General features: G+C 67.4%; 19 protein-coding genes. 10 read left to right on the top strand and 9 right to left on the bottom strand.

Annotated features, from left to right (window positions below):
• Positions 1 to 29 precede the first annotated feature (29 nt).
• Positions 30 to 1,205, top strand: a complete 1,176-nt coding sequence (locus HSR6_RS00120; RefSeq protein ID WP_070364022.1) for an inorganic phosphate transporter — start codon at positions 30 to 32, stop codon at positions 1,203 to 1,205.
• Here HSR6_RS00120 and HSR6_RS00125 read toward each other — a convergent pair whose 3' ends face one another.
• Positions 1,206 to 2,396 carry an inorganic phosphate transporter gene (locus tag HSR6_RS00125; protein WP_070364023.1) on the bottom strand — a complete coding sequence of 397 codons (1,191 nt, stop codon included), beginning with the start codon at positions 2,394 to 2,396 and terminating at the stop codon, positions 1,206 to 1,208. It lies immediately after the preceding gene.
• Positions 2,393 to 3,280, bottom strand: coding sequence for a universal stress protein (locus HSR6_RS00130; RefSeq protein ID WP_071932466.1), 888 nt, complete (start codon positions 3,278 to 3,280; stop codon positions 2,393 to 2,395). The genes HSR6_RS00125 and HSR6_RS00130 overlap by 4 nt, the downstream gene beginning before the upstream one ends.
• Before the next feature lie 127 nt (positions 3,281 to 3,407).
• On the opposite strand from HSR6_RS00130, the gene trpB reads away from it, so the two are divergent.
• Genes trpB through HSR6_RS00150 form a run of 4 tightly spaced genes read left to right on the top strand, consistent with a single transcriptional unit; the run spans position 3,408 to position 7,205 of the window.
• Positions 3,408 to 4,559, top strand: coding sequence for a tryptophan synthase subunit beta (trpB, locus tag HSR6_RS00135; protein WP_070364025.1), 1,152 nt, complete (start codon positions 3,408 to 3,410; stop codon positions 4,557 to 4,559).
• Between the two features lie 43 nt (positions 4,560 to 4,602).
• Positions 4,603 to 5,688: an NADH:flavin oxidoreductase/NADH oxidase gene (locus tag HSR6_RS00140; RefSeq protein WP_071932467.1), complete on the top strand. Its 1,086-nt coding sequence runs from the start codon at positions 4,603 to 4,605 to the stop codon at positions 5,686 to 5,688.
• A gap of 39 nt (positions 5,689 to 5,727) precedes the next feature.
• Positions 5,728 to 6,723, top strand: coding sequence for a thymidylate synthase (gene thyA / locus HSR6_RS00145; protein ID WP_071932468.1), 996 nt, complete (start codon positions 5,728 to 5,730; stop codon positions 6,721 to 6,723).
• The gene (locus HSR6_RS00150) at positions 6,720 to 7,205 is read left to right on the top strand and encodes a dihydrofolate reductase (protein WP_071932469.1); all 486 of its coding nucleotides are present in this window, start codon (positions 6,720 to 6,722) and stop codon (positions 7,203 to 7,205) included. Before thyA ends, HSR6_RS00150 begins: the two co-directional genes overlap by 4 nt.
• A gap of 39 nt (positions 7,206 to 7,244) precedes the next feature.
• Here the strand turns inward: HSR6_RS00150 and HSR6_RS00155 are convergent, their stop codons facing one another.
• Positions 7,245 to 7,448, bottom strand: coding sequence for a ferredoxin (locus HSR6_RS00155; protein WP_070365879.1), 204 nt, complete (start codon positions 7,446 to 7,448; stop codon positions 7,245 to 7,247).
• Positions 7,449 to 7,782: 334 nt separating this feature from the next.
• On the opposite strand from HSR6_RS00155, the gene HSR6_RS00160 reads away from it, so the two are divergent.
• From HSR6_RS00160 to pdo, 3 genes are all read left to right on the top strand, one after another.
• The gene (locus tag HSR6_RS00160) at positions 7,783 to 9,342 is read left to right on the top strand and encodes a spermidine synthase (protein WP_071932470.1); all 1,560 of its coding nucleotides are present in this window, start codon (positions 7,783 to 7,785) and stop codon (positions 9,340 to 9,342) included.
• 43 nt (positions 9,343 to 9,385) lie between these two features.
• Positions 9,386 to 10,660 carry a hydroxymethylglutaryl-CoA reductase, degradative gene (locus HSR6_RS00165; RefSeq protein ID WP_071932471.1) on the top strand — a complete coding sequence of 425 codons (1,275 nt, stop codon included), beginning with the start codon at positions 9,386 to 9,388 and terminating at the stop codon, positions 10,658 to 10,660.
• A 200-nt stretch (positions 10,661 to 10,860) separates the two neighbouring features.
• A complete protein-coding gene (pdo, locus tag HSR6_RS00170; RefSeq protein WP_071932472.1) occupies positions 10,861 to 11,502 on the top strand; it encodes a protein disulfide oxidoreductase in 642 nt (213 codons plus the stop codon).
• Positions 11,503 to 11,713: 211 nt separating this feature from the next.
• Here the strand turns inward: pdo and cgi121 are convergent, their stop codons facing one another.
• Positions 11,714 to 12,205, bottom strand: a complete 492-nt coding sequence (gene cgi121, locus HSR6_RS00175; protein ID WP_070364032.1) for a KEOPS complex subunit Cgi121 — start codon at positions 12,203 to 12,205, stop codon at positions 11,714 to 11,716.
• Positions 12,202 to 14,463: an ATP-dependent DNA helicase gene (locus HSR6_RS00180; protein WP_071932473.1), complete on the bottom strand. Its 2,262-nt coding sequence runs from the start codon at positions 14,461 to 14,463 to the stop codon at positions 12,202 to 12,204. The genes cgi121 and HSR6_RS00180 overlap by 4 nt, the downstream gene beginning before the upstream one ends.
• Before the next feature lie 86 nt (positions 14,464 to 14,549).
• On the opposite strand from HSR6_RS00180, the gene HSR6_RS00185 reads away from it, so the two are divergent.
• Together HSR6_RS00185 and HSR6_RS00190 are read left to right on the top strand one after the other, a co-directional pair.
• Positions 14,550 to 15,158: an Sjogren's syndrome/scleroderma autoantigen 1 family protein gene (locus HSR6_RS00185; protein WP_071932474.1), complete on the top strand. Its 609-nt coding sequence runs from the start codon at positions 14,550 to 14,552 to the stop codon at positions 15,156 to 15,158.
• Positions 15,155 to 15,559 (top strand): universal stress protein, encoded by a 405-nt coding sequence (locus tag HSR6_RS00190; RefSeq protein ID WP_070364035.1) that lies wholly within the window; start codon positions 15,155 to 15,157, stop codon positions 15,557 to 15,559. Before HSR6_RS00185 ends, HSR6_RS00190 begins: the two co-directional genes overlap by 4 nt.
• Here the strand turns inward: HSR6_RS00190 and HSR6_RS00195 are convergent.
• The 4 genes from HSR6_RS00195 to HSR6_RS00210 are packed head-to-tail and all read right to left on the bottom strand — an operon-like array spanning position 15,556 to position 21,156.
• Positions 15,556 to 17,973, bottom strand: a complete 2,418-nt coding sequence (locus tag HSR6_RS00195; RefSeq protein WP_071932475.1) for a DEAD/DEAH box helicase — start codon at positions 17,971 to 17,973, stop codon at positions 15,556 to 15,558. The two genes, HSR6_RS00190 and HSR6_RS00195, sit on opposite strands and share 4 nt — an antisense overlap.
• 44 nt (positions 17,974 to 18,017) lie before the next feature.
• Positions 18,018 to 18,575, bottom strand: coding sequence for a dolichol kinase (locus tag HSR6_RS00200; protein WP_071932476.1), 558 nt, complete (start codon positions 18,573 to 18,575; stop codon positions 18,018 to 18,020).
• Complete coding sequence (glyS, locus tag HSR6_RS00205) at positions 18,572 to 20,311, bottom strand: glycine--tRNA ligase (protein WP_071932477.1); 1,740 nt, start codon at positions 20,309 to 20,311, stop codon at positions 18,572 to 18,574. Before glyS ends, HSR6_RS00200 begins: the two co-directional genes overlap by 4 nt.
• Positions 20,308 to 21,156 carry a CBS domain-containing protein gene (locus tag HSR6_RS00210; protein ID WP_071932478.1) on the bottom strand — a complete coding sequence of 283 codons (849 nt, stop codon included), beginning with the start codon at positions 21,154 to 21,156 and terminating at the stop codon, positions 20,308 to 20,310. Before HSR6_RS00210 ends, glyS begins: the two co-directional genes overlap by 4 nt.
• Positions 21,157 to 21,220 lie beyond the last annotated feature (64 nt).

The following is a 21,220-nucleotide window of genomic DNA, read 5'->3' on the forward strand; positions in this document are numbered from 1 at the left end:
CTTAAGGAACTTCGAACCGAGACTCAAATATGATCGAAATCCTCCTTCTCATTGGAATCGGCGTCTCGCTATTCGTCGGGTTCAACATCGGCGGGGCCACCACTGGCCCGGCATTCGGCCCGGCGGTCGGTTCGGACGCCATCTCGAAGACCGGGGCCGCGGCGCTCATGTCGATATTCTTCTTCATCGGCGCGTGGACCATCGGCCGTCGAGTCGTGGACACGCTGGGCTCGGAACTCATCACCAGCACAACCGTGTTCACGATGGAATCGAGTATCGTCGTCCTCTTTTTCATCGGCGGCGCGCTGTTCGTCGGGAACTACTTCGGGGTCCCGGCCTCGACCTCGATGACGGCCGTCGGCGCGATCGCCGGGCTGGGCGTCGCCACCGGCGAACTGGACTGGGCGGTCATGGGCGAGATCGCCGTCTGGTGGATCGTCGCCCCGATCGTCGGCTTCTGGGTCTCCGGGATGATCGGCCGCTATCTCTATCCCCGGATCAATCGCTGGGTGGCGATCGACAACACGCCCGGCGCGCTCTGGGAACTGGATCGCTCCGGGGCCATCCCCCAGCCCACGACCGGGCCGAACACGACCCGCCGGGAGTTGACCGGCGCGATCGTGGTGATCGTGATTGGCAGCCTGATGGCCTTCTCCTCGGGCACCTCGAACATCGCGAACGCCATCGCACCCCTCGTGGGGGCCGGCGTGGACATGAACATGATGATCATTCTGGGCGGGGTCGCAGTCGCGGTCGGGGCCTTTACGATCGCCCGACGGACCCTCGACACGCTCGGGAACGACATCACCGACCTCCCGCTCACGGCGGCGATCATCGTGGCGATCGTCTCCTCGGCCATCGTGATCGGGCTCTCGGCGATCGGCATCCCGGCCTCTTTCGTGATCATCGCGACGATGTCCATCGTCGGTCTGGGCTGGGGGCGAGCGACCCGCCCCGCGACGATCCCGGAGGTCGTTCACGGCGAGGGGACCGAGGGGGTCTCCGTGGGCGCGCTTGCGGCCGAAGAGCCGGGCGAGGAACTCCCGCCGATCGGCGAGGAGGACCCCGCGGACATCCCGTCGGCTGCAGACCTGTTCGATCCCTCCACGACCGGCCGTGTGATCGTCATGCAAAACGTGGTTCCGCTGCTCTCCACCGTGGGCGCGTACGTGACTTTCACGCTTCTGTTCACGCTGGTCTGGTGATCAGAACACCAGCCCCAGCCCGGTGTTGACGCCGTACCCGACAGCGACGGAGGTGACGAGCGTAATCACCCAGAAGCTCAGCGTGACGAGGATCTTCCGTCGGGAGACCCCGGCCGAGCCGGCGGCCAGGCCACCGCCGATCACCCCCGAAATGATGATGTTGTTGAAGGAGATCGGGATACCCAGCGCGATCGCCGCCTGGGCAATCAGAAACCCGGGCACGAGGGCCGCGATCGACCGCCGCGCTCCGAGCTGGGCGTACTCCCGCGAGGTCGCCTGGAGGAGGCGCGGGGCCCCCATCCAGGCCCCGGCCAGGATGCCCGCCCCGCCGATCGCCAGCAGGACGATCCCGGGCAGGCCCAACTCGACGCCGTAGAGGTATTCCAGGGGCCCCGTCGCGAGTCCGACCTGACTCCCGCCACTGGAGAAGGCGACGACACTCCCGAGGCCCACCAGGAAGGTCTTGACGCCCCGATCAACTGACTGCTGGGTGCGCCGTCTGATAAAGACAAAGCCGCCGATCGCGAACAAAAGCGTCACCAGGACGATACCCACGTCGAGGGTACCCACGACTGGGGTGGCGATGGTCCCGGCGACGAACCGGGCGAGTGAGTTCTGGGCGACCCCTGGCGGGCCCGGGATCACACCGAGTTCGATGTTTGCGAGCACGGCCGCGACGATCGCGGCGAGCAATGGAATGCTGAGCGTATCCGAGATGTCATCACGGCGAAGCAGCGACGCCGTCCCGAAGGCCAGCCCTCCGGAGACGGGCGGGACGAGGACCCAGAACAGCCCGATTCCGCGAAGCGTCTCCATGTTCGGGGTCCCGCCAAGCGAGAGGCCCACGCCGACCATCGCGCCCGTCGTGGCGAAGGCCGCTGGGACGGGATAGCCGGCGAAGATCCCCACGGCCATGAACGCCCCGGCGGTGAGCAACCCGGCAGTCGCCGCCAGCGGCGTGAAGGCCACCCCCTGAAACAGCCCGGTCCCGATGGTCTCCGAGATGCTCCCGCCCTGGAGGAGGGCCCCCGCGCCTGCCAGCAGGCCGATGAGAAACGCCGCTTGCATCGTCGAGATGGCTCTGGCCCCGATCGCCGGCGCGAAGGGCGGGGAGTTGCTGTTCGCGCCGAGGGTCCAGGCGGTGAAGATAGCGATGACAGTCGCGAGAAGGACGAGGCCCCAGGCAGTCACCGTCCGCCTCCCGTGAGTGCCGCGGCCACTCGACTGAACAGTCCGCCAGCGACACTCGCGGACCGGGCGATGATGACTGTCTGTTCGGTCCCGTCGACGATCCGCCGTGGAACCGAGCCGACCAGTCGACCCCGAAGGGGCCCTTTTCGGGTCGCCCCGAGGACGAGCACGTCGTGGGCGCCGGCCGCATCGACGATCGCGTCCTCGACTGTTCCTCGCTCGATCTGTGTCTCGACCGTGAGGTCCGGTTGCTGTTCCCGGATGGTGGCCGCTTCCTGGTCGATTACGGCCCGAGCCTCCGTTTCGGGGGTCGTCTCGGTCGCGACCGTGAGAACGGTGATCGCGGCGTCGTTCGCCCGGGCGATCGCCACGGCCGCCGTTCGCGCGGTCGGGGTGTGGGGCCCGCCCGCGACCGGGAGCAACACCGACTCGACGGTCCCCGCTTCCCGCCCGATCCGCTCGACGTAGACGTCAGTCGGGGCGTGTTCGAGCACGTGGTCCACGGTTGTCCCCAGAAGGGCGTCGCTCCGTCGCGGGTCGCTGTCCCAGCCGATGACCAGCGCCGCCGGGTTCGTTCGTTTCACGGCCGAGACCAGTCCCTTCTCGACCGAGCGGGCGACGACCAGGTCCCGGACGACTTCGACCCCCTCGGGGTCCGGGGCACGGTCGAGCAACTCGTGGCTGTCGGCCGCGAACTCCTGGACGATCGTCTCGTCCGAGAACATGCCAAACGGGGATTCGTAGGGTTTGACCACGACGGTGACGAGTCTCACCGTGCCGCCATACCCCTGGGCGATGTCACGGGCCGTGCGGACGAGCTGTGCAACCTGCGCTGGATCTTCGACGGCCACCATCACGTCGCCATCGCTCCCTCGACCGACCATGTAAACTACTACACGCCACCGGCGGATAAGGATTGGCGGGGATCGCTGACTGCCAGATCCTGTCCGCAGTGAACGGCCCTGTGCAGTAGTGCACACGTATTTATCGCTCGGCCCCTATCCATCGGGTATGACCGCAGGCGACTTCGCGGAGTACGGCGGTCGGCACGTGCCCGAACCGCTCGCAGAGCCACTGGAACGCCTCGCAGACACCTACGACGAGTACAAGGACGACCCCGACTTTCAGGCGGCCCTCGCCGACCTGCGGGAGTCCTTCGCGGGGCGACCCACGCCGCTGTATCACGCCGAGACACTCAGCGAGCAGTTCGGCGCGGAGATCTACCTCAAGCGCGAGGACCTCCTCCACGGCGGCGCCCACAAGATCAACAACGCCCTCGGGCAGGGGCTGCTCGCCGACCGGGCGGGGAAGACTCGTCTCATTGCCGAGACCGGGGCCGGCCAGCACGGCGTCGCGACCGCCATGGTCGGGGCCGCACTGGACCTCCCCACGGAGATCTACATGGGCGAGAAGGACGTGACCCGCCAGCGGATGAACGTCTTCCGCATGCGGCTGCTCGGCGCGGAGGTAAACGAGGTCACGACCGGCGACGCGGGGCTCGCCGAGGCCGTGGACGCCGCCCTCGAGGATTTTGCGGCGAACGTCGCGGACACCCACTATCTGGTGGGGAGTGCGGTCGGCCCCGACCCGTTCCCGCGCATGGTCCGGGACTTCCAGTCGGTCATCGGGCAGGAAGCCCGCGAGCAGTTCCAGGACCGGGTGGGTGAACTCCCGGACGCCGCGGTCGCGTGTGTCGGGGGCGGCTCGAACGCCATCGGGCTCTTTCATGCCTTCCGGGACGACGACGTGGCCTTCTACGGCGCCGAGGGCGGCGGTGAGGGTGGCGACTCGAAACGCCACGCCGCCCCGCTGGCTGCCGGCGAGGACGGCACGCTGCACGGGATGGCCACCCGGGTGCTCCCGGAAGACACCGAGGTGCACTCGGTCTCGGCGGGCCTGGACTACCCGGGAGTCGGGCCCGAGCACGCCATGTTCCGGGCGATCGGGCGGGCGGAGTACCGGGCGGTTACCGACGACGAGGCCCTGGCGGCGTTCCGGACACTTTCGGAGGCTGAAGGGATCATTCCGGCCCTCGAATCGAGTCACGCCATCGCGCTGGCCGCGGACCTGGCGTCGGAACACGACACGATCCTGATCAACCTCTCCGGGCGCGGGGACAAGGACATGGACATCGCCGCCGAGCACTTCGATCTGAGCGCGTAATCCGGCCCGAACGGTTATCCCCGTCTCGACCCCAGGTTCGGGTATGTCGACAGGGCTATTCTCCGAACTCTCGCTGCGATCGGTGCGGGCGCGAAATCGCCTGGCGCTCTCGCCGATGTGTCAGTACTCCGCTGGGGCCGACGGGGTCGCGACCGAGTGGCACCGGGTCCACTACGGCTCCCGGGCGGTCGGCGGGGCCGGGATCGTCATTCAGGAAGCCACGGCCGTCGAGCCGCGGGGCCGCATCACGTCCCACGACCTGGGGCTCTGGAACGACGAGCAGGCCGAGGCGCTGGCGCCGATCGCTGACTTTGTCGCCGAGCAGGGTGCGGTCCCGGCGATCCAACTCGCTCACGCGGGGCGCAAGGCCTCGACGACCCGGCCCTGGGAGGGCTCCGAACCGCTGCAGCCGGAGGCGGGCGGCTGGACTGTCGTCGGGCCGAGTGGCCAGCCCTACCCATACGAGGGCGCGGCCCCGCCGACCGAACGGCTCGACCCGAACGACATCGAGGCGATAGTCGAGTCCTTCGGCGCGGCAGCCGAGCGGGCGATCGAGGCCGGGTTCCAGGCTGTCGAGATCCACGCGGCCCACGGCTATCTGCTCCACGAGTTCCTCTCGCCGGTCACGAACCAGCGAACCGACGCCTACGGCGGGGACTTCGAGGGCCGGACCCGCGTAGCCCGCGAGGTGTACGACACGGTGCGGGAGGCCGTCGGGGAGGAGATTCCGGTCTTCATGCGTGTCTCGGGCACCGACTGGCTGCCCGAACCGTCCTGGACGATCGAGGACACGGTCGAACTCGGCTCGATCCTCGCCGATCGGGGGCTGGACTTCCTCGACGTTTCGAGTGGCGGTATCCACCCGGACCAGCAGATCGACTATGCGGGGCCGAACTACCAGGTCGCCCTCGCCGAGCAGGTGCGTGCGGAGACAGACCTGCCCACCGTGGGGGCCGTCGGGGCGATCACGACGCCCGAACAGGGCGAGGCCCTGATCCGAAACGACCGGGCCGACGTGGCCATCGTCGGGCGCAAGTTTCTCAACGACCCGTACTTCGGACTCCGGGCTGCAGAGTCTCTGTACGAGGTCGAGCCCGACGTGCCGGCCCAGTACCGTCGCGGCTGGTAGGCAACGATTTATGCCGCCTCGGATCGGGGTTTCGAGCAGATGCAGCAGTACCTCGATCTCGTGGAATCGGTGCTCCGGACCGGAACCTACGAGGAGAACCGGACCGGCGTCGACACGCTGGCCGACTTCTCCCAGCACTACACGGTTGACCTGCAGGCCGGCTTCCCGCTCTTGACGACCAAGGACCTCTCGCGGGCCCGGTGGAACTCGCTGGTCCAGGAGTTGCTCTGGTATCTCTCCGGGGAGGAGCACATCCGCGCCCTCCGCGAGGAGACCGGGATCTGGGACGCCTGGGCCGACGAGGCGGGGCATCTCGACACGGCTTACGGGCGGTTCTGGCGTCGGTACCCGGTGCCAGCGGAAGCCGACCGCCTGCCCGGCGAGTCCTGGCCCGACCCGGACAGTCAGTATCTGAACGAGGAGGGGACCTTCGACCAGATCGCCTACGTGCTCGATGGCCTGCAGCACAACCCCGAGAGCCGGCGGCTGGTGGTCAACGCCTGGCACCCGGCCAACGCCGCGGACTCGACGCTCCCGCCGTGTCACTACACCTTCGTCTTCAACGTCCAGGACGGTCGGCTCAACACGCACCTCCAGCAGCGTTCGGGGGACATCGCGCTGGGGATCCCGTTCAACATCGCCTCGTACGCGTTGCTCACTCACGCGGTCGCGAACCAGGTCGGGCTCCCCGTCGGGGAGTTCGGCCACAGCATCGTCGACGCCCACATCTACCTGGGCAAAGGCGAGCGCGGGTCGTGGTACGAGGATCACGCCGCGGAGCTGCGAGAACGGGTCAGTGCCGTCGAGGAGAAATCGGGGTACACCGCCATCCGAGAGTGGATCGAGGCAAACGCTCCGCCGGACCCCGAGGGCTACGATCACGTGCCGGGCCTGTTGACCCAACTGACCAGAACGCCCCGGGATCGCCCCGAGATCGAGATCGCGGATCGGCCCCTGGATTCGCTCACGGCCGCGGACATCACCCTCTCGGGCTACGACCCCGCACCCGCGATCGACTTCGCGGTGGCCGAATGAAGATCGCGCTCATCGCCGCGGTCGCGGAGAACGGCGTGATCGGCGACAGCAAGTCGATCCCCTGGCACTACCCCGCCGATCTGGCACACTTCAAGGAGTGTACCGTCGGTCACCCGGTGATCATGGGCCGGCGAACCTACGAGGCGATCGTCGACCGCCTCGGCGAGCCACTTCCCGACCGGCTGAACGTGGTCCTCTCCACGAACGGGATCGACGTGATGGAGGGGGCCGTGCAGGTCGAGAGTATCCCCGAGGCCATCGAGGTCGCAGCCGCGACTGACTCCGAGATCGCCTTCGTCGCCGGCGGCGGCTCGATCTACGAGCAGTTCCTCCCCCGGGCTGATCGACTCTACATCACCGAGATCCCCGAATCGCCGACCGGCGATACCCACTTCCCGGAGTGGGACCGGGATCGGTGGGAACTCATCGAGCAGGACGAACGGGGCGATCTCGTTTTTGCCACCTACGAGCGCTCGCGCTAACGGACCGAAAAATCCGAGAAACCGGCCGCGAGTGAACCGTTACTCCGAAACGGTGATCGCGTCGACGGGGCAGGCCTCGGCGGCCTCCTTCGCGCGGTCGATGTCGCCGGCGTCTTCGAGTTCTTCCATCCCGTCGACGACGTGAGCGAACCCGTCGTCGCCCATCTCGAAGATGTCGGGATGCATCGATGCACAAACCTGGTCCGCGATACAAAGGTCCTGGTCGACTTCAACTTCCGCCATGATGGTAGTACCCACTTTCCGGGTAGTGACTGCCGATACATAAGACGCCCTATCTCGTCGGCAATCTGGGTGAGAGTCTCACACACGAACGCGGGCGGCTGGAGCCACCAACACCGCCAGTAGCCCGTTCGAGCCGAGTGTTGCCCCACTGTACCGGTGTCGTCCTGGGGCAGCGAGGGTTCGTGGGACCTTCGTTTCGAAAGCCTCTTCTGTTCTACACGGTTTTGCCACGATCCCGACGCAGTTCGTGGGTTTGTGTCTCATTCTCCAGACGAAACGAAGGGGTTCGTCCCCGAGTGCCAACCGTTTTGGCCGTCCTCGCCCAACGACCGCTATGGATACGCCCCGCGTGCGTGCGGACTGGTTCGACGAGCCCACGCTCGCGGTGCTGGTCTCCGGGGTCGCGAGCATGGGTCTGGAGATCCTCGCGGGACGAATGATCGCTCCGGAGTTCGGCAGTTCGATCTACACCTGGGGGAGCATCATCGGGGTGTTCCTCACCGCGCTGAGTCTGGGCTACGCACGGGGTGGCCGCCGCGCACAGACCGTTGCAAGTGTCACCTCGCTCCGGACGCTGTTGCTCTGGTCGACGGTGTACGTCGCCTTCCTGATCTTCGCCGGGGACTTCCTGATTCGTCAGACCGCGACGCTCCCGATCCCGGCCCGTTTCGGCTCGCTCGTGCCGGTCACGCTGCTCTTCGGCCCGCCGACCTACCTCCTGGGCTTCATCAGCCCCTACGCGGCCGAACTGTCCCGAACCGAGAGCACCGGGGCGGCCTCGGGACGGGTCTACGCGCTTGGCACCATCGGGAGCATCGTTGGGGCCTTTGGGACGACGTTCCTCCTGATCCCGGCCTTTTCCATCGAGGTCATCGGCCTGATCTTCGGCGGGATGACCCTCGTTACGGCCGCCGCCCTCGCCTTTCCGAGTCCCTCGAATCGGGAGGTGATTCGCGTGCTGCTCGTCACGGCGCTGCTCCTCGGGGCGGTCCTCGCACCCCCGTTCGGGGTCGCCATGGCCGGGGAGACGGTCTACGAGACCCAGACTGCTCACCAGCAACTCCGCGTGGCCGACCAGGACGGGGTCCGCACGCTGTACCTCGATGGGGTCTCACACAGCGCGATGGACCTCGAGGATCCCGATCGGCACGTCTTCACCTACACCCGCTATTTCCACCTGCCCTTCCTCTACACCGATTCGGTCGACGATGTCGAGAACGTCCTGTTCATCGGCGGAGGCGGCTTCACCGGGCCGAAGATCTTCGCCCAAAAGTACGACGTGAACGTGGACGTCGTCGAGATCGACCCCGGGGTCGTCCAGGCCGCCCGGGACTATTTCGACCTGGAGACCGGCCCGGACCTCTCGGTTCACACCATGGACGGGCGGCAGTACCTCCGGGAGACCGACACGGAGTACGACCTCATCGTCCTGGACGCCTACAAGCGGGACACGGTGCCCTTTCACCTGACCACCACGGAATTTTTCGACCTCACCACCCAGCGGCTCTCCGCGGACGGCGTCCTCCTCGCGAACATCATCTCGGCCCCCAGCGGGTCCGGGTCGGCCTTCTTCCGGGCGGAGTATCGGACCATGGAGACCGTCTTCCCGACGGTGACGGCCTTCCGGACCGCCCAGCCGGGGGTCGTCCAGAACGTCGAGATCGTGGCGACCAAACAGTCCTCCTCGCTCTCGACGGCCGAACTCCGCGAGCGGGCCGCGACCCGACCGATCGGCTACGAACTGGACGACGCCATCGACAGACAGGTCGAGTCGGTCCGAACCACGGACGTGCCGGTGCTCCGGGACGACGATGCTCCAGTCGACTCGCTTTTGGACCCCATGGTCGGCCAGCGCTACGTGATCGAGACCGGCGAGCGGACCACGACCGCCTGACCGTCCGGGGAGGTTTTTTATTTGTCAGGGTCTTTCCCACGCCATGGACTCGCGCATTTCCGGATTTTACAAGCTGCCGGTCGAAGAGCGGCGGGAGACGATCGCGGACCTGGCGGACCTCTCCGCGGAGGCGACCGAGGCGATCGGCGGCACGGGGCTGGACGACGACCGGGCGGATACGGTCAGCGAGAACGTCATCGGGACCCTGGAGTACCCACTCTCGGTCGCGACGAACTTCCGGGTCGACGGCGAGGACCGACTGATTCCGATGGCCATCGAGGAGACCAGTGTGGTCGCCGCGGCCTCGTATGCGGCCCGTATGGCCCGGACCCAGGGCGGCTTCGAGACGGAGGTCGACGCCCCGCGCATGATCGCCCAGATTCAGGCCGTGGACGTCGCCGATCCCCAGGCGGCACGGATGCGGATCCTGAAGGAAAAAGAGCGGCTGCAGGAGTTGGCCGACGAGCAGGATCCCACGCTGGTAAAATTCGGCGGCGGCTGTGAGGACATCGAGGTTCGGGTGATCGACACGCCCACGGGCCAGATGGTCGTGACCCATCTGATCGTGAACGTCCAGGACGCCATGGGCGGCAACGCGGTGAACACGATGGCCGAGGCCCTGGCCCCCGAAATCGAGGCCCTGACCGGCGGCGACGTGGAGATGCGCATCCTCTCGAATTTGGCCGATCGCCGGCTGGCGCGGGCGACCTGTACTATCCCGCCCGAAGAGCTGGCGGATGAGGACAGCGAGTTTACTGGCGAGGAGGTCCGTGACCGTATCGTCGACGCCTGGGCCTTCGCGATGGGTGATCCCTACCGGGCGGCGACCCACAACAAGGGCATCATGAACGGCATCGACGCGGTGACGACCGCGACGTTCAACGACTGGCGAGCGATGGAGGCCGGCGCACACGTCTATGCGGCCCGGGACGGCTATGACTCCCTGACGAGTTACGAGGTCGATGCGGATGGCAACCTCGCCTGCAGCATCGAACTCCCGATCCAGGTCGGGACTGTCGGCGGCGCGACCGGGCTCCAGCCGGTGGCCCAGGCCGCAATGGAGATCCTCGACGTGGACTCCGCCGAGGAGATGGCCGGCGTACTCGCGTCGGTCGGCCTCGCCCAGAACCTCGCGGCGCTCCGGGCGCTCGTGAGCGAGGGCATCCAGCAGGGCCACATGTCCCTGCACGCCCAGAACCTCGCGATCCAGGCCGGCGCGGAGGGCGATCAGATCGACGCGGTCGCCAGCCGGATGATCGAGGAAGGCGACATCGGCCAGGCCCAGGCCGAGGCGATCCTCGAAGAACTGGAGGAGTAACCGACACGCGGCAGTTTTACTCCGGGTGTGCAATACCGCCCCACTAAATCGTGGTAAATATTCCCACGTAACTCGTTCGCAAGATCGGGGATATTGGCGATTCCTTCCCGTAGCAGTCGGTTTGGAGGGGATCGGCGCAACCGCTCGACCGAACCGAGCCCAACACATATTAATAGCTGGGGCGGTAGTGTTGAGTTAAGATGGCAATACTCTCCGACGAGAACCGCGACGACGTCCGGGAAGTCTTCGAGCAGATGACAAACGAAGTCACGGCTCACGTCTTCACGGACGGGAACTGTGAGTACTGCGAGGAGACTGTGGAACTCAACGAGGAACTCGAATCCCTCAGCGAGAAGTACACGGTCGAGGTCCACGACATGGACAGCGAGGCCGCCGAGGAGTGGAACGCGAACAAGTACGACCAGGCTCCGGTCACCGTCATCACCGACGGCGAGATCAAGGGTGTGCGCTATTATGGCATCCCCTCGGGTCAGGAGTTCGGTGCCTACGTCCGTGACATCGTCGCGGTCTCCACCGGCGAGAGCGGCCTCGATGAGAATATCAAGGCGGAACTGGCCGAGATCGACGAGCCGGTGAACCTCAAGGTCTTTGTCACCCTGACCTGCCCGCACTGCCCGCAGGCCGTCGAGACCGCCCACAAGTTCGCGATCGAGAACTCCAACTTCACCTCCGAGATGATCGAGGCCCAGGAGTTCATGGAACTCTCCCAGGACTTCGGTGTCCGGGGGGTCCCGCAGGTCAACATCAACGACGAGGCCGGCGAGTTCACGGGCGCACAGCCGCCCCAGCAGTTCCTCGAGCAGGTCAAGAACGCGCTGTAAGTCGGTCCCGACGTGGTGTCAGACGTCAGTCGTGCGATTGACTGACGCACGCGGGCGGCGTTTCGTGTGGAACGCCCGTCGTGTTCCCTCGATTTTCCCGTCCGATCGATTCTTCGGGCCCAACATGTCCATGTGAATCGGTTTCACGTAATCGACTGCCGGCGACGCGTTCGAACCCCTCTGTTTCAACTGGAGAACTCGATCCGTCGCCTCACTTCTCGACGTCCAGCAGCGCCACCCGTTCGAGCACCAGGTCGGTGAGGGTTCCGGTGGTCGCCGCCCGCTCCGCACGGGTGATCCCGAAGAAGTCGGTGAGACGCTCCTCGGAGGGCGCCACCGATCCCGCCGAGACGAGTTCGGCGACCCCCTCAGCCGCTGCAGCCTCTCGTTCGCCGTCGATCAGGACGATCACCGATTGCTCGCCGGTTCCCAGGCCGAGTTCCATCGCCCGGTCGATCTGTCGGCGGCCGGCCGCATAGCACAGGACCTCGACCGCGAGGTCGTCGGCGACGTTTTCGCCCCGTTCCATCGAGCGCTTCGCGTGGGCAAGCGCCGATTCGAGGTGGGCCGACCCGGCGATGTAGCGGGCGTCGAAGGCCTGGACCAGCACGTCGTGGTCCGTCCCGACACGCCGGAGCGAGTCGAGGAACGACTGGAGGTCGTCGTCTCCGTCGATCGTCACCCGGCCCGTCACCGTCTTCACTCGAACTCACCCAGATTGGCCTGCGTGCCCTGCGAGTTCTCCGGGGGGTCCTCCCGTGTGGACGTGTGCTGGCTCGACGGTGTGTCCTCATCCGCCTCGACCCCGTCGAGGTCCGGATTGGGGTGCCCCGCGCTCGCGAGGACTTTTTCCGTGGTCTTTTGCCGTCCGGAAAGCGCCGCGAGCACCCGTCCCGGATCGGCCTGTCGCAGGTCTTCGCGGGTCTCGAACCCAGCCTCCCGGAGACGTCTGGCCCGCTTGCGGCCGACGTGTCGGATCCCGACCAGGTCGAGCAGGTCCGCCCGGATGCCGTGTTCGACCCGGATCCGGGCCTCGCGAATCGCACTTGCCGAACTAATTTCGAGTTCCCCGGCGAGTCGCTCTGCGGCCTGGAGCAGCCACTCGGCGGTCTCGACCTTCCCACGGATGTCCCCGGGGCCGACGCCGTAGCGCTCGGCGATCCGGTCCTCGTCGAGCTCCTCGGCCCAGTCCTCCAGGAGTTTGGCGGTCTTCAGGGCCGAGAGCCAGTCCTCGAACTCGCCCTCGGCGAACTCGGATGGGGTCTGCCCGAGCAGTTCCCGCTCCCGCTCGTAGGCGATCTCCGTGTAGGTCGACTCGTCGCCGGACTTCAAATATAGCTCGTACATGTCCGGCGTGCGACTCACCAGGTGATAGAGCCCCAGCGGGGAGGGCGAGCCCTCACCCGCACGGAGTCCGTCGATGATGATCGCCGCGGACATCGGATCGAGGTAGAGCTGGGAGACCAAATGACCGGCCGGCGTGGCCCGCAAGTCGCCGTTCTCCCGGACCAGGAAGTCGTTTCGATCGAGATACTCGAGGACGTCCTCGGTGACCGCCTCCAGCCGGGAGGGATCGTCGGTCTGGGAGGCGTACAGCGTCTCACCGAGGAATTCGAGCAACCCCTCGTGACTGTGGACGAAGCCGGTGGCGACCGTCGAGAGCACGTGTGAGCGCAGCGCCGGCTCGGCGGCCAGCTTCGAGCGAACCGGCTCGGGGTCGGCATAGACATAGCGGTCGAACAGCTCCTCCAGTTCGTCGTGGGACTTCGCGAGCAGGACGGCCTCGCCGTGAGGGTCACGGCCGGGCCGGCCCGCCCGCCCGAACATCTGGTGGACCTCCAGGGTCGAGAGCGGGGCCATCCCACCCGTCGACCCGTCGTAGCGCCGCCAGTCCCGGACCACGACCCGCCGGCTCGGCGTGTTCACGCCGGCCGCGAGGGTGGGCGTGGCGCTGACAGCGCGGATCAGCCGCTCCCGGAAGGCGTCCTCGACGAGGGTGCGATGGCCGCGCGCGAGGCCAGCGTGGTGAAAGGCCGCGCCCTGCTCGACGGCCGCCGCCAGATCCTCGCTGGTCTCCGTGTCGCTGACGGCCCGGATCTCGTCGGCGACTTCCTGGAGGGCCTCCCGGTCCGCGGCGGAGAGGGCCGATTCGGTCACCTCACCCAGCCGCCGGGCCGCGGCCTCGGCGTTCCGTCGGGAGTTGACGAAGACCAGCGCCGAGCCGTCCGCCGCGATGGTATCCGCGACCAGCGCCTCGGTCTGGTCCTGTGACCCGGTGGGGAGTTCCGTCGTCGAGCCATCATCGAGGTGCAACGCGTCGCCGTAGTGGACCCCGGTCCGGAGTTCGATCGGTCGCCAGTCCGAATCGACCAGTTCGGCCTCGAGCCAGTCGGCGATCTCGTCGGCGTTGCCGATGGTCGCCGAGAGCGCGACGACCTGGAGGTTCGGGACCCGCGAACGGAGCTTCGCGAGGGTCACCTCCAGGGTCGGGCCCCGGCCCCGGTCATCGACCAGGTGGACCTCGTCGGCGACGACACAGGCCAGGTCGTCGATCCAGTCCGCGCCGTTCCGGATGAGCGAGTCGACCTTCTCGGAGGTCGCGACGACCACGTCGGCGTTCCCCAGCCAGTCGCCGTCTTCCTCGTAGTTGCCCGTCGAGACCGCCACGTCGAGTCCGAACTGCTCGAAAGCCTCGAACTCGGCGGCCTTCTCGCTGGCGAGGGCCCGCAGCGGCACGATGTACAGGGCCATCCCGTCGGTCTCGTGGATGGCCGAGAGCATCCCGAGCTGGGCGATGAGGGTCTTGCCGCTCGCCGTCGGCACGCTGGCGACGACACTCTCCCCGGAGAGCACGCCGGCCTCGACGGCCGCGGCCTGGGGCGGATAGAGCTCCTCGATGCCCGCGGACACGAAGTGTTCTGTCACCCCGTCGGGCAGCCCCGACAGGTCCTCGATCTGCATTGGCCGGCCCTAGGTCCGGCCCCGGTTATAAGATCACGGGCTCTTAGCCGCGCCATTTTAACCGTCGCGGCCCGACGTACCGACCAATGAGCGAGGACTTCGACAAGGAGGCCGAACGGGAACGGCTCCGGGAGAAGTACGAGTCCGATCAGGGGGATCGGGAAGCCACCGAGCGGATGAGCGAGTTGCTGCTCCAGGGCGCGACGATGACCAACAAACACTGTGACACCTGCGGTTCGCCGATCTTCCGCTATCAGGGCCAGGAGTTCTGCCCCACCTGTCAGGCCGAGGGTCAGCCGGCGGCCCAGTCCGCTGGACAGTCGGCCGGGGAGAGCCAGCCCGAGCGCGAGGACTCGCCCGCCGAACCGGGCGTCGGCGCGTCGACGGGCGGCGCTGACCCGGCGGCCGGGGGCCAGCCCGACCCGGCGACCGCCCAGGTCGATGCTGGGGCCGGCCAGACTGCCCCTGGAACCGAACCCACCCAGGCGGCGGCCACGAAACCCACCCAGTCCGAGCCGCCTGCGACCGGCCGGACCGCCCAGCCGGCCGCGTCCGGGGCCCAGGAGTCCCTCTCCCAGACGATCGCCGTCCTCGCCGAGCGGGCCCGGACGAGCGAGGATCCACAGCAGGCAAAAGCGTTCCTCGAGGCCGCTCGCGAGGCCGCCGAGGCCCTCGCGGCACTCGCCGGCCGATGACGACCGACCGGGTGCTCGTGCCCATCGACGGCTCGGACGTGAGCTATCGGGCCCTCTCGTATGCCGTGGACCTCGCGGCGGCCTTCGATGCGACCCTGGACGTGGTGCACATCACGACCGACCGAACGCAGGCGGCCGAGGCAGTCCTCGACCGGGCCCGTCGAATCCTTGAAGCGGCCGACGTCGAGGCCTCACTCTCACTCTCGACCGATCTCGATCTCGACTTCCGGCCGGCGGACCGACTGGGCGAGGACGTGCTGGACCTGGTCGCCGAGCGGGGGGCCGATCACGTGGTGATGGGCCACGCCGAGCCACCCGGCCCGGTCGAGCGGGCGCTGCTGGGTAGTGCCGCTGAAACGGTGCTGCGCAGCGAACGGGTGCGGCTCACGGTCGTCCCCTAACTCCCATACTCGCTCCCGACGACCTCGCGGATCCGGCTTGCCGTGACTTCTCCCACGCCCTCGACTGACTGGAGGGTCGCTTCATCCGCCGTGAGGACCGCCTCGACGCTGCCCAGCGCCTCCAGAAGCGAGCGAGCGGTGATCGGGCCGATGTCCGCGATCGACGCCACGACGTACTCCTGTTGCTCCGCGAGTGTCTTCGCCGCGGAGGTGCCATGGACGCTCACCTCGCGATCCCGCGATTCTTGCTCGCGTCTGGCGATGGTCTCCAGCAGGGCCGCCGTCCCGGCTTCGTCAGGGGTGAACAGCACCGATATGCCGAAATCCACGGCCAGGCTGGCGAGGGCCCCACGAATCGCGTTCGGGTGGACGTTTCGCTCGCCGTAGAGGTCCCCCTCACCCTCGATCACCAGGACCGGACGGCCGTAGTGGCGGGTCAGATCGCCGATCTGGTCGAACAGCCCCCGATCGCCGTCGAGCAGGGTCGAGAGGAAGTCCTCGATGGTCTTGCGCTCGACGGCCACCCGGTCGCTGAGCACGTAATCGCCCACTTCGAGTGTCTCCAGGCGGGTCTGTACCCCTTCGCGCTTCGAGAGGTCACGGGCGATGCTGGCGTCCAGTTCCCGCTGGTCGATCACGATCTCGACGTGGTCCTCGCCGCCCGCCTCGGCGACGACCCCAGAGTCGTCCGCTGACACTTCTCCCGGCGGCGCTTCTGTCGCTCCGTCCTCATTCGTCTCTGCCGCCCCGAAGTCCGCGATGCCGGCCTGTCCGTCCCCCGTGTCGGCTTCTCGCTCCTCTGACGTGTCGGTCGGGCCATCCTCCCCGGCGAAGGTCTCCAGGCCGGCCTGTTCGTCATCGAATTCGGCTTCGAGTTCCGGCGCGGCCTCTCGGAGCCCCTCCAGTTCCGCGGCCATCTCGTCCTCGCGGCGGCGCGAGATCCAGAAGTAGGCCTCATCGCGGGTGTCCTCGGCCAGCAACACCACGACTCGCCCCCGGGCCTGTCGGCCAGTTCGGCCCTTGCGCTGGATCGAGCGGATCGCGTTGGGAACCGGCTCGAAGAAACAGACCAGATCGACCTCCGGGACGTCCAGTCCCTCCTCGGCGACGGAGGTCGAGACCAGGACCTCGAACTCCCCCGCGCGGAAGGCCTCGAGCACCTCGGTCTGTTCGGTCTGGGTCATCCCGGAGGAGCCCTCCTTGTCGCCCTGGCCGACGAATCGCCGGACCGAGAAGTGGGCCGAGAGAAACTCCGTGAGCGCCTCGGCGGTGTCCCGGGACTCGGTGAAGACGATGACCCGGTCGCCGTCCCGCACGCCCAGCGTCTCCGCGAGCAAAATTCGGACCCGGCGGAACTTGGGGTGGAGGTCCTCGAAGGACTCGGCTTTCGACATCGCTCGCTTGATCTGTGGGTCCGAGACGAATCGCTGGCTGGCCTTCGAGGCCCCCGAGGAGCGGGCCGCGTTTCGCTGGCGCTCGAAGTACCGCCGGAGGGCGTCGACACTCTGGGTCTCGACCAGTTCGACGGCCCGCTTTACCTTCATGATCTCCGCGTGGACGGACATGCCCTCGTAGCCCGCCGAATCCCCGTCGTCGATCCGCCGCTGGAGCTTCTTGCGGATCTCGTGGAGGTCTCCCTGTGAGATCTCCGGGTCGGTCTTGCCGGTGACCCCCAGTTCGCGCAGGGTTCCCAGCCGGTCGGCGAGCACCTCCTGTAACAGATCCCGGATCTCGATCACCGCCTCCGGGAGCTCGACTCGCGCCCACTCGACGTCGGTCTCGTGGGTGTACTCGGCCACGTCCGGGTCGGACTCGGTCTTCACCGCGACCCGCTCCAGGCCCAGGTTGGCCATGACCTGTTCGATCGCTTCCTCGTCGTCGCCCGGCGAGGCGCTCATCCCGGTCACGAGCGGATCGGCGGCCGATTCGTGGTAGCGTTCAGCGACGTAGGCATAGGGGTAGTCCCCGCTCGCCCGATGACACTCGTCGAAGGTCAGGTGGACGACGGGTTCGAGATCGATGCGATTGCCCAGCAGGTCGTTCTCGATCACCTGGGGCGTGCCGACGATGATTCGAGCGTCGGAAAACAGCGCCCCGCGATCCTCGGGCGCGGTCTCGCCGGTGAAGACGACGATCTGCTCGTCGGGAATCGTCAGTGCCTCCCGGTAGAACGCGGCGTGTTGCTCGACGAGGGGCTTTGTGGGGGCCAGGAGCATGGCCTTCCCGTCCGGCCGGTCGGCGAGTCGGTGGGCGGTCACCCGCAGGCTCACCGCGGTCTTCCCCAGGCCGGTCGGGAGCGAGACGAGTGTGTGGGCGTCCCGGGCCTTCTCGACCAGCTCTGTCTGGTACGGTCGTGCCTCGATCGCGCCCGGTTCGATCAGGGGCGATTCGAGTGTCCCCTCGCCTGCTGCCATTCGATCGTGGATTGTGCGTTCGAGCGGTTAAGGGTTCGTGTGTCTCAGAAGAACAGGCCGAGTTCCATCGCGGCCGCGGCGGCGACGGGGATGGTGAGGTTGTCGTCGATGACATAGCCCGCGATGGTGGGCTTGACGCCGTCGGCGACGGTGGCCGCGCCCGCCCCCAGCACTGCTGCGAGCAGGGGGACCCGAAGCAGGCCGGCAATGCCGAGACTAACCCCGAAGGTCACCAGCAACACGTAGCCCTGCTTCACCGCGAGTTCGTCACTGGAGAGCACGCCGCTGATCGGGTCGGCGATGGTCAGCATGAGCAGTGCCGGCACCGCCACCGTGGGCCGAAAGACCAGGACGGTCGTGGTCGCACCGAGGAGTGCCAGCGCGTAGCCGGCCGGCCAGTGTTCCTCGTAGTCGCGGGTGAACCGCTCGTAGACCCACCAGTCGAGTCGGCCGGAGAGCCGCAATCCCTCCAGAATCGTGACGGCGGCCAGCGCGAGGACGAGCAGTCCCTGGACCTGTCGCCAGGTGAGCAACTCGAAGACGTAGGCGATCGGGACCAGACTCCCACTCGCGTGCACCAGCCGCCGGCCGGGTTCGCTCACAGCTGTTCGAAGGTGCGCTCGCCGTCACGGAGCGCGGCGAGGGTCTCGGGCAGTTCGGCCATCGGGACCCGGACCTGCTCGGTGGTGTCCCGGTCCCGGATCGTGACGGTGTCGGTCTCTAAACTCTCGTAGTCGACGGTCACCGTGTACGGCGTGCCCACCTCGTCCTGACGGCGGTAGCGACGACCGATCGCCCCCGAGTCGTCGTAGGTCGTGGCGAGTCCGGCCGCACGCAACTCCCGCTCCAGTTCGCGGGCCCGCTCGCCGAGGCCGTCCTTGTCCATCAGCGGGAAGACCCCGACCAGGGTGGGAGCCATCTCGGCCGGGAGGCGGAGGACGGTCCGGTGCTCGCCATCGATCTCGTCCTCGTCGTAGGCGTGGACCAGGATGGCATAGACGGTCCGGTCGATCCCCATCGAGGGCTCGATCACGGTCGGGGTTTCGTGCTGGCCCCGCTCGGTGACTTCCGCGACCTGGAAGCCGGTCTGCTCGATGGGCACGTCGACGGTCTCCCCGTCGAGTTCGACGGTGACGCTGTCGCCCTCGAAGGCCGACCGATCGGTCTCGGCCAGTTCCTCGAGCGCGGCGGCAATATCGGCGGCCTGGGAGCCGTACTCCGGTCCCAGGGCGGCCATGTCGGGGTCGACCGTGGCCCGCTCGACCGTCCGTGGTTCGTCGTACTCCTGGAAGACGCTGAACCGCTCGTCGGTGTGGGCCGCGTGATGGGAGAGGTCGTAGGTCCCCCGGTTGGCGATACCCGCCAGTTCGATCCAGTTCGGTTCCTCGTCGGGCCCGCTCACGTCGGCCTCGGCGTCCCAGCAGTCCGTGGCGTAGTGGGCCCGCTCCTCGGGCTGGTGCTGTCTGAACCGGAGCCGATCCAGGTCGATCCCGATCCGCTCGTACCACTCGGTCGCCACGCCCACGTAGTAGCCGACCCAGTCGTCGGCGATCGGGCCGGATTCGACGGCCTCGCCGATCGCTTCGAAGTGCACCTCGCCGTCGCCGTCCTGGTCCGCGGCGCTGTACAGTGGGGCCTCGACGTTCGCGACCCGGGAGAGCGGCGGGTCGTCGCTCTCGGGATCGAAGAACAGTTCGAGTTCGGCCTGAGTGAACTCTCTCGTGCGCACGATGGCGTTTCGCGGGCTGATCTCGTTGCGGTAGGCCCGACCGATCTGTGCCACGCCGAAGGGCAACTCCCCGCGGGCGTACTCGCGGAGCCGCGGGAAGTCGACGAAGATTCCCTGGGCGGTTTCCGGGCGGAGATAGCCCTTGTTCGTCGAGCCGGGGCCGATCGCGGTCTCGAACATGAGGTTGAACTCCTCGACCGGTTCGCCGGCGAGCGGGGTCCCACAGCTCGGGCACTCGATCTCGTGTTCGGCGAGCAGCGACTCGATCTCCCTGGGCGTGAAACTCTCGGCCTCGGCGATGTCGGTCTGGTCCTCGATCAGGTGATCGGCCCGGTGGCTGCTCTGGCACTCCGGACACTCCACCAGCAGATCATCGAAGCCATCGAGATGCCCCGAGGCCTCGAAGACCGCCTCGGGCAGGATCGTCGGGGCGTCGATCTCGTCGTGGCCCTCCCGTGTCACCCAGCGGTCACGCCAGGTCGATTCGACGGTCGACTTGAGCGTCGCTCCCTCCGGGCCGTACGTGTAGAACCCGCCGACGCCGCCGTAGGCTTTCCCGGTCTGGAAGAAAAACCCCCGGCGCTTCGCGAGTTCGGTCAGGGCCTTCATAGTCCGGCGATGAGATCCACGTCGCGAACGACCCCGACGAGTTCGTCACCCCGCTTCAGCGGGACCTGCTCGATGTCGTTGTCGAGCAGCAGGCCGGCCACCTCCCGCGCGCTGCGGGTCCCGGTCACGCTCACCAGCTGATCGCTCATGTACTCGCTGACCGGCGCGTCCGGGAGTTCGACGTCGCGGGTCGGCAGGTAGCGGTTGCCGACGGCCTTGATCCCCTCCCACATCCAGTCGTCGTCCTGGTTGGCGATCGAATCGCCGGTGGCGTCCTCGCCCTCGACGACCTCGGCGACATCGATGAGGTCGACCTCGGTGATGATACCCGCCATCTCGCCCGTCTCGTCGAGCGCGATGGCATACGGCACGTTGGCAAAGGCGATCTCCCGCTCGGCGACGACCAGCGGCGTGCCCACGAAGACCGTGTTCACGTCGTAACTCGCGAGGTCGCCGACTTCGAGGTCGCCGTCGACGTCGCCGTCAGCGATGGCCCGGATGATGTCCGTGACGGTGATCATCCCGGTCAACGAGCCCCCGTTGACGACGGGGATGCGCCGCTCGCCAGTTTCGGCCATGACCTGCGCCACGTCGTGGATGTCCGCTTCGCTCTCGGTCGTCGGGACGTCCTCCATCAGGATGGCGAGCTGGTCCTCGTCCGGTCTGGCGATCAGGGCCTCGCGGGAGACGAGCCCGCGGTACTGTTCGCCGTCGTCCGTTTCTTTGACTACCGGGACCGAGGAGAAGGCCCGCTCCTGGAGGTACTCCAGGACGTCGTCCCTGGTTCCGGGAAGCGAGACAGTGACCACGTCCTCCCGGGGTGTCATCGCGTCGGCGACTTTCATGTGAGCGGTTTACAGCATCCTCGCATATGTAGGCTACGACACTACGTGTCGAGTTCTCGGTTTT

This window comes from Halodesulfurarchaeum formicicum (assembly GCF_001886955.1).
Classification (GTDB): domain Archaea; phylum Halobacteriota; class Halobacteria; order Halobacteriales; family Halobacteriaceae; genus Halodesulfurarchaeum; species Halodesulfurarchaeum formicicum.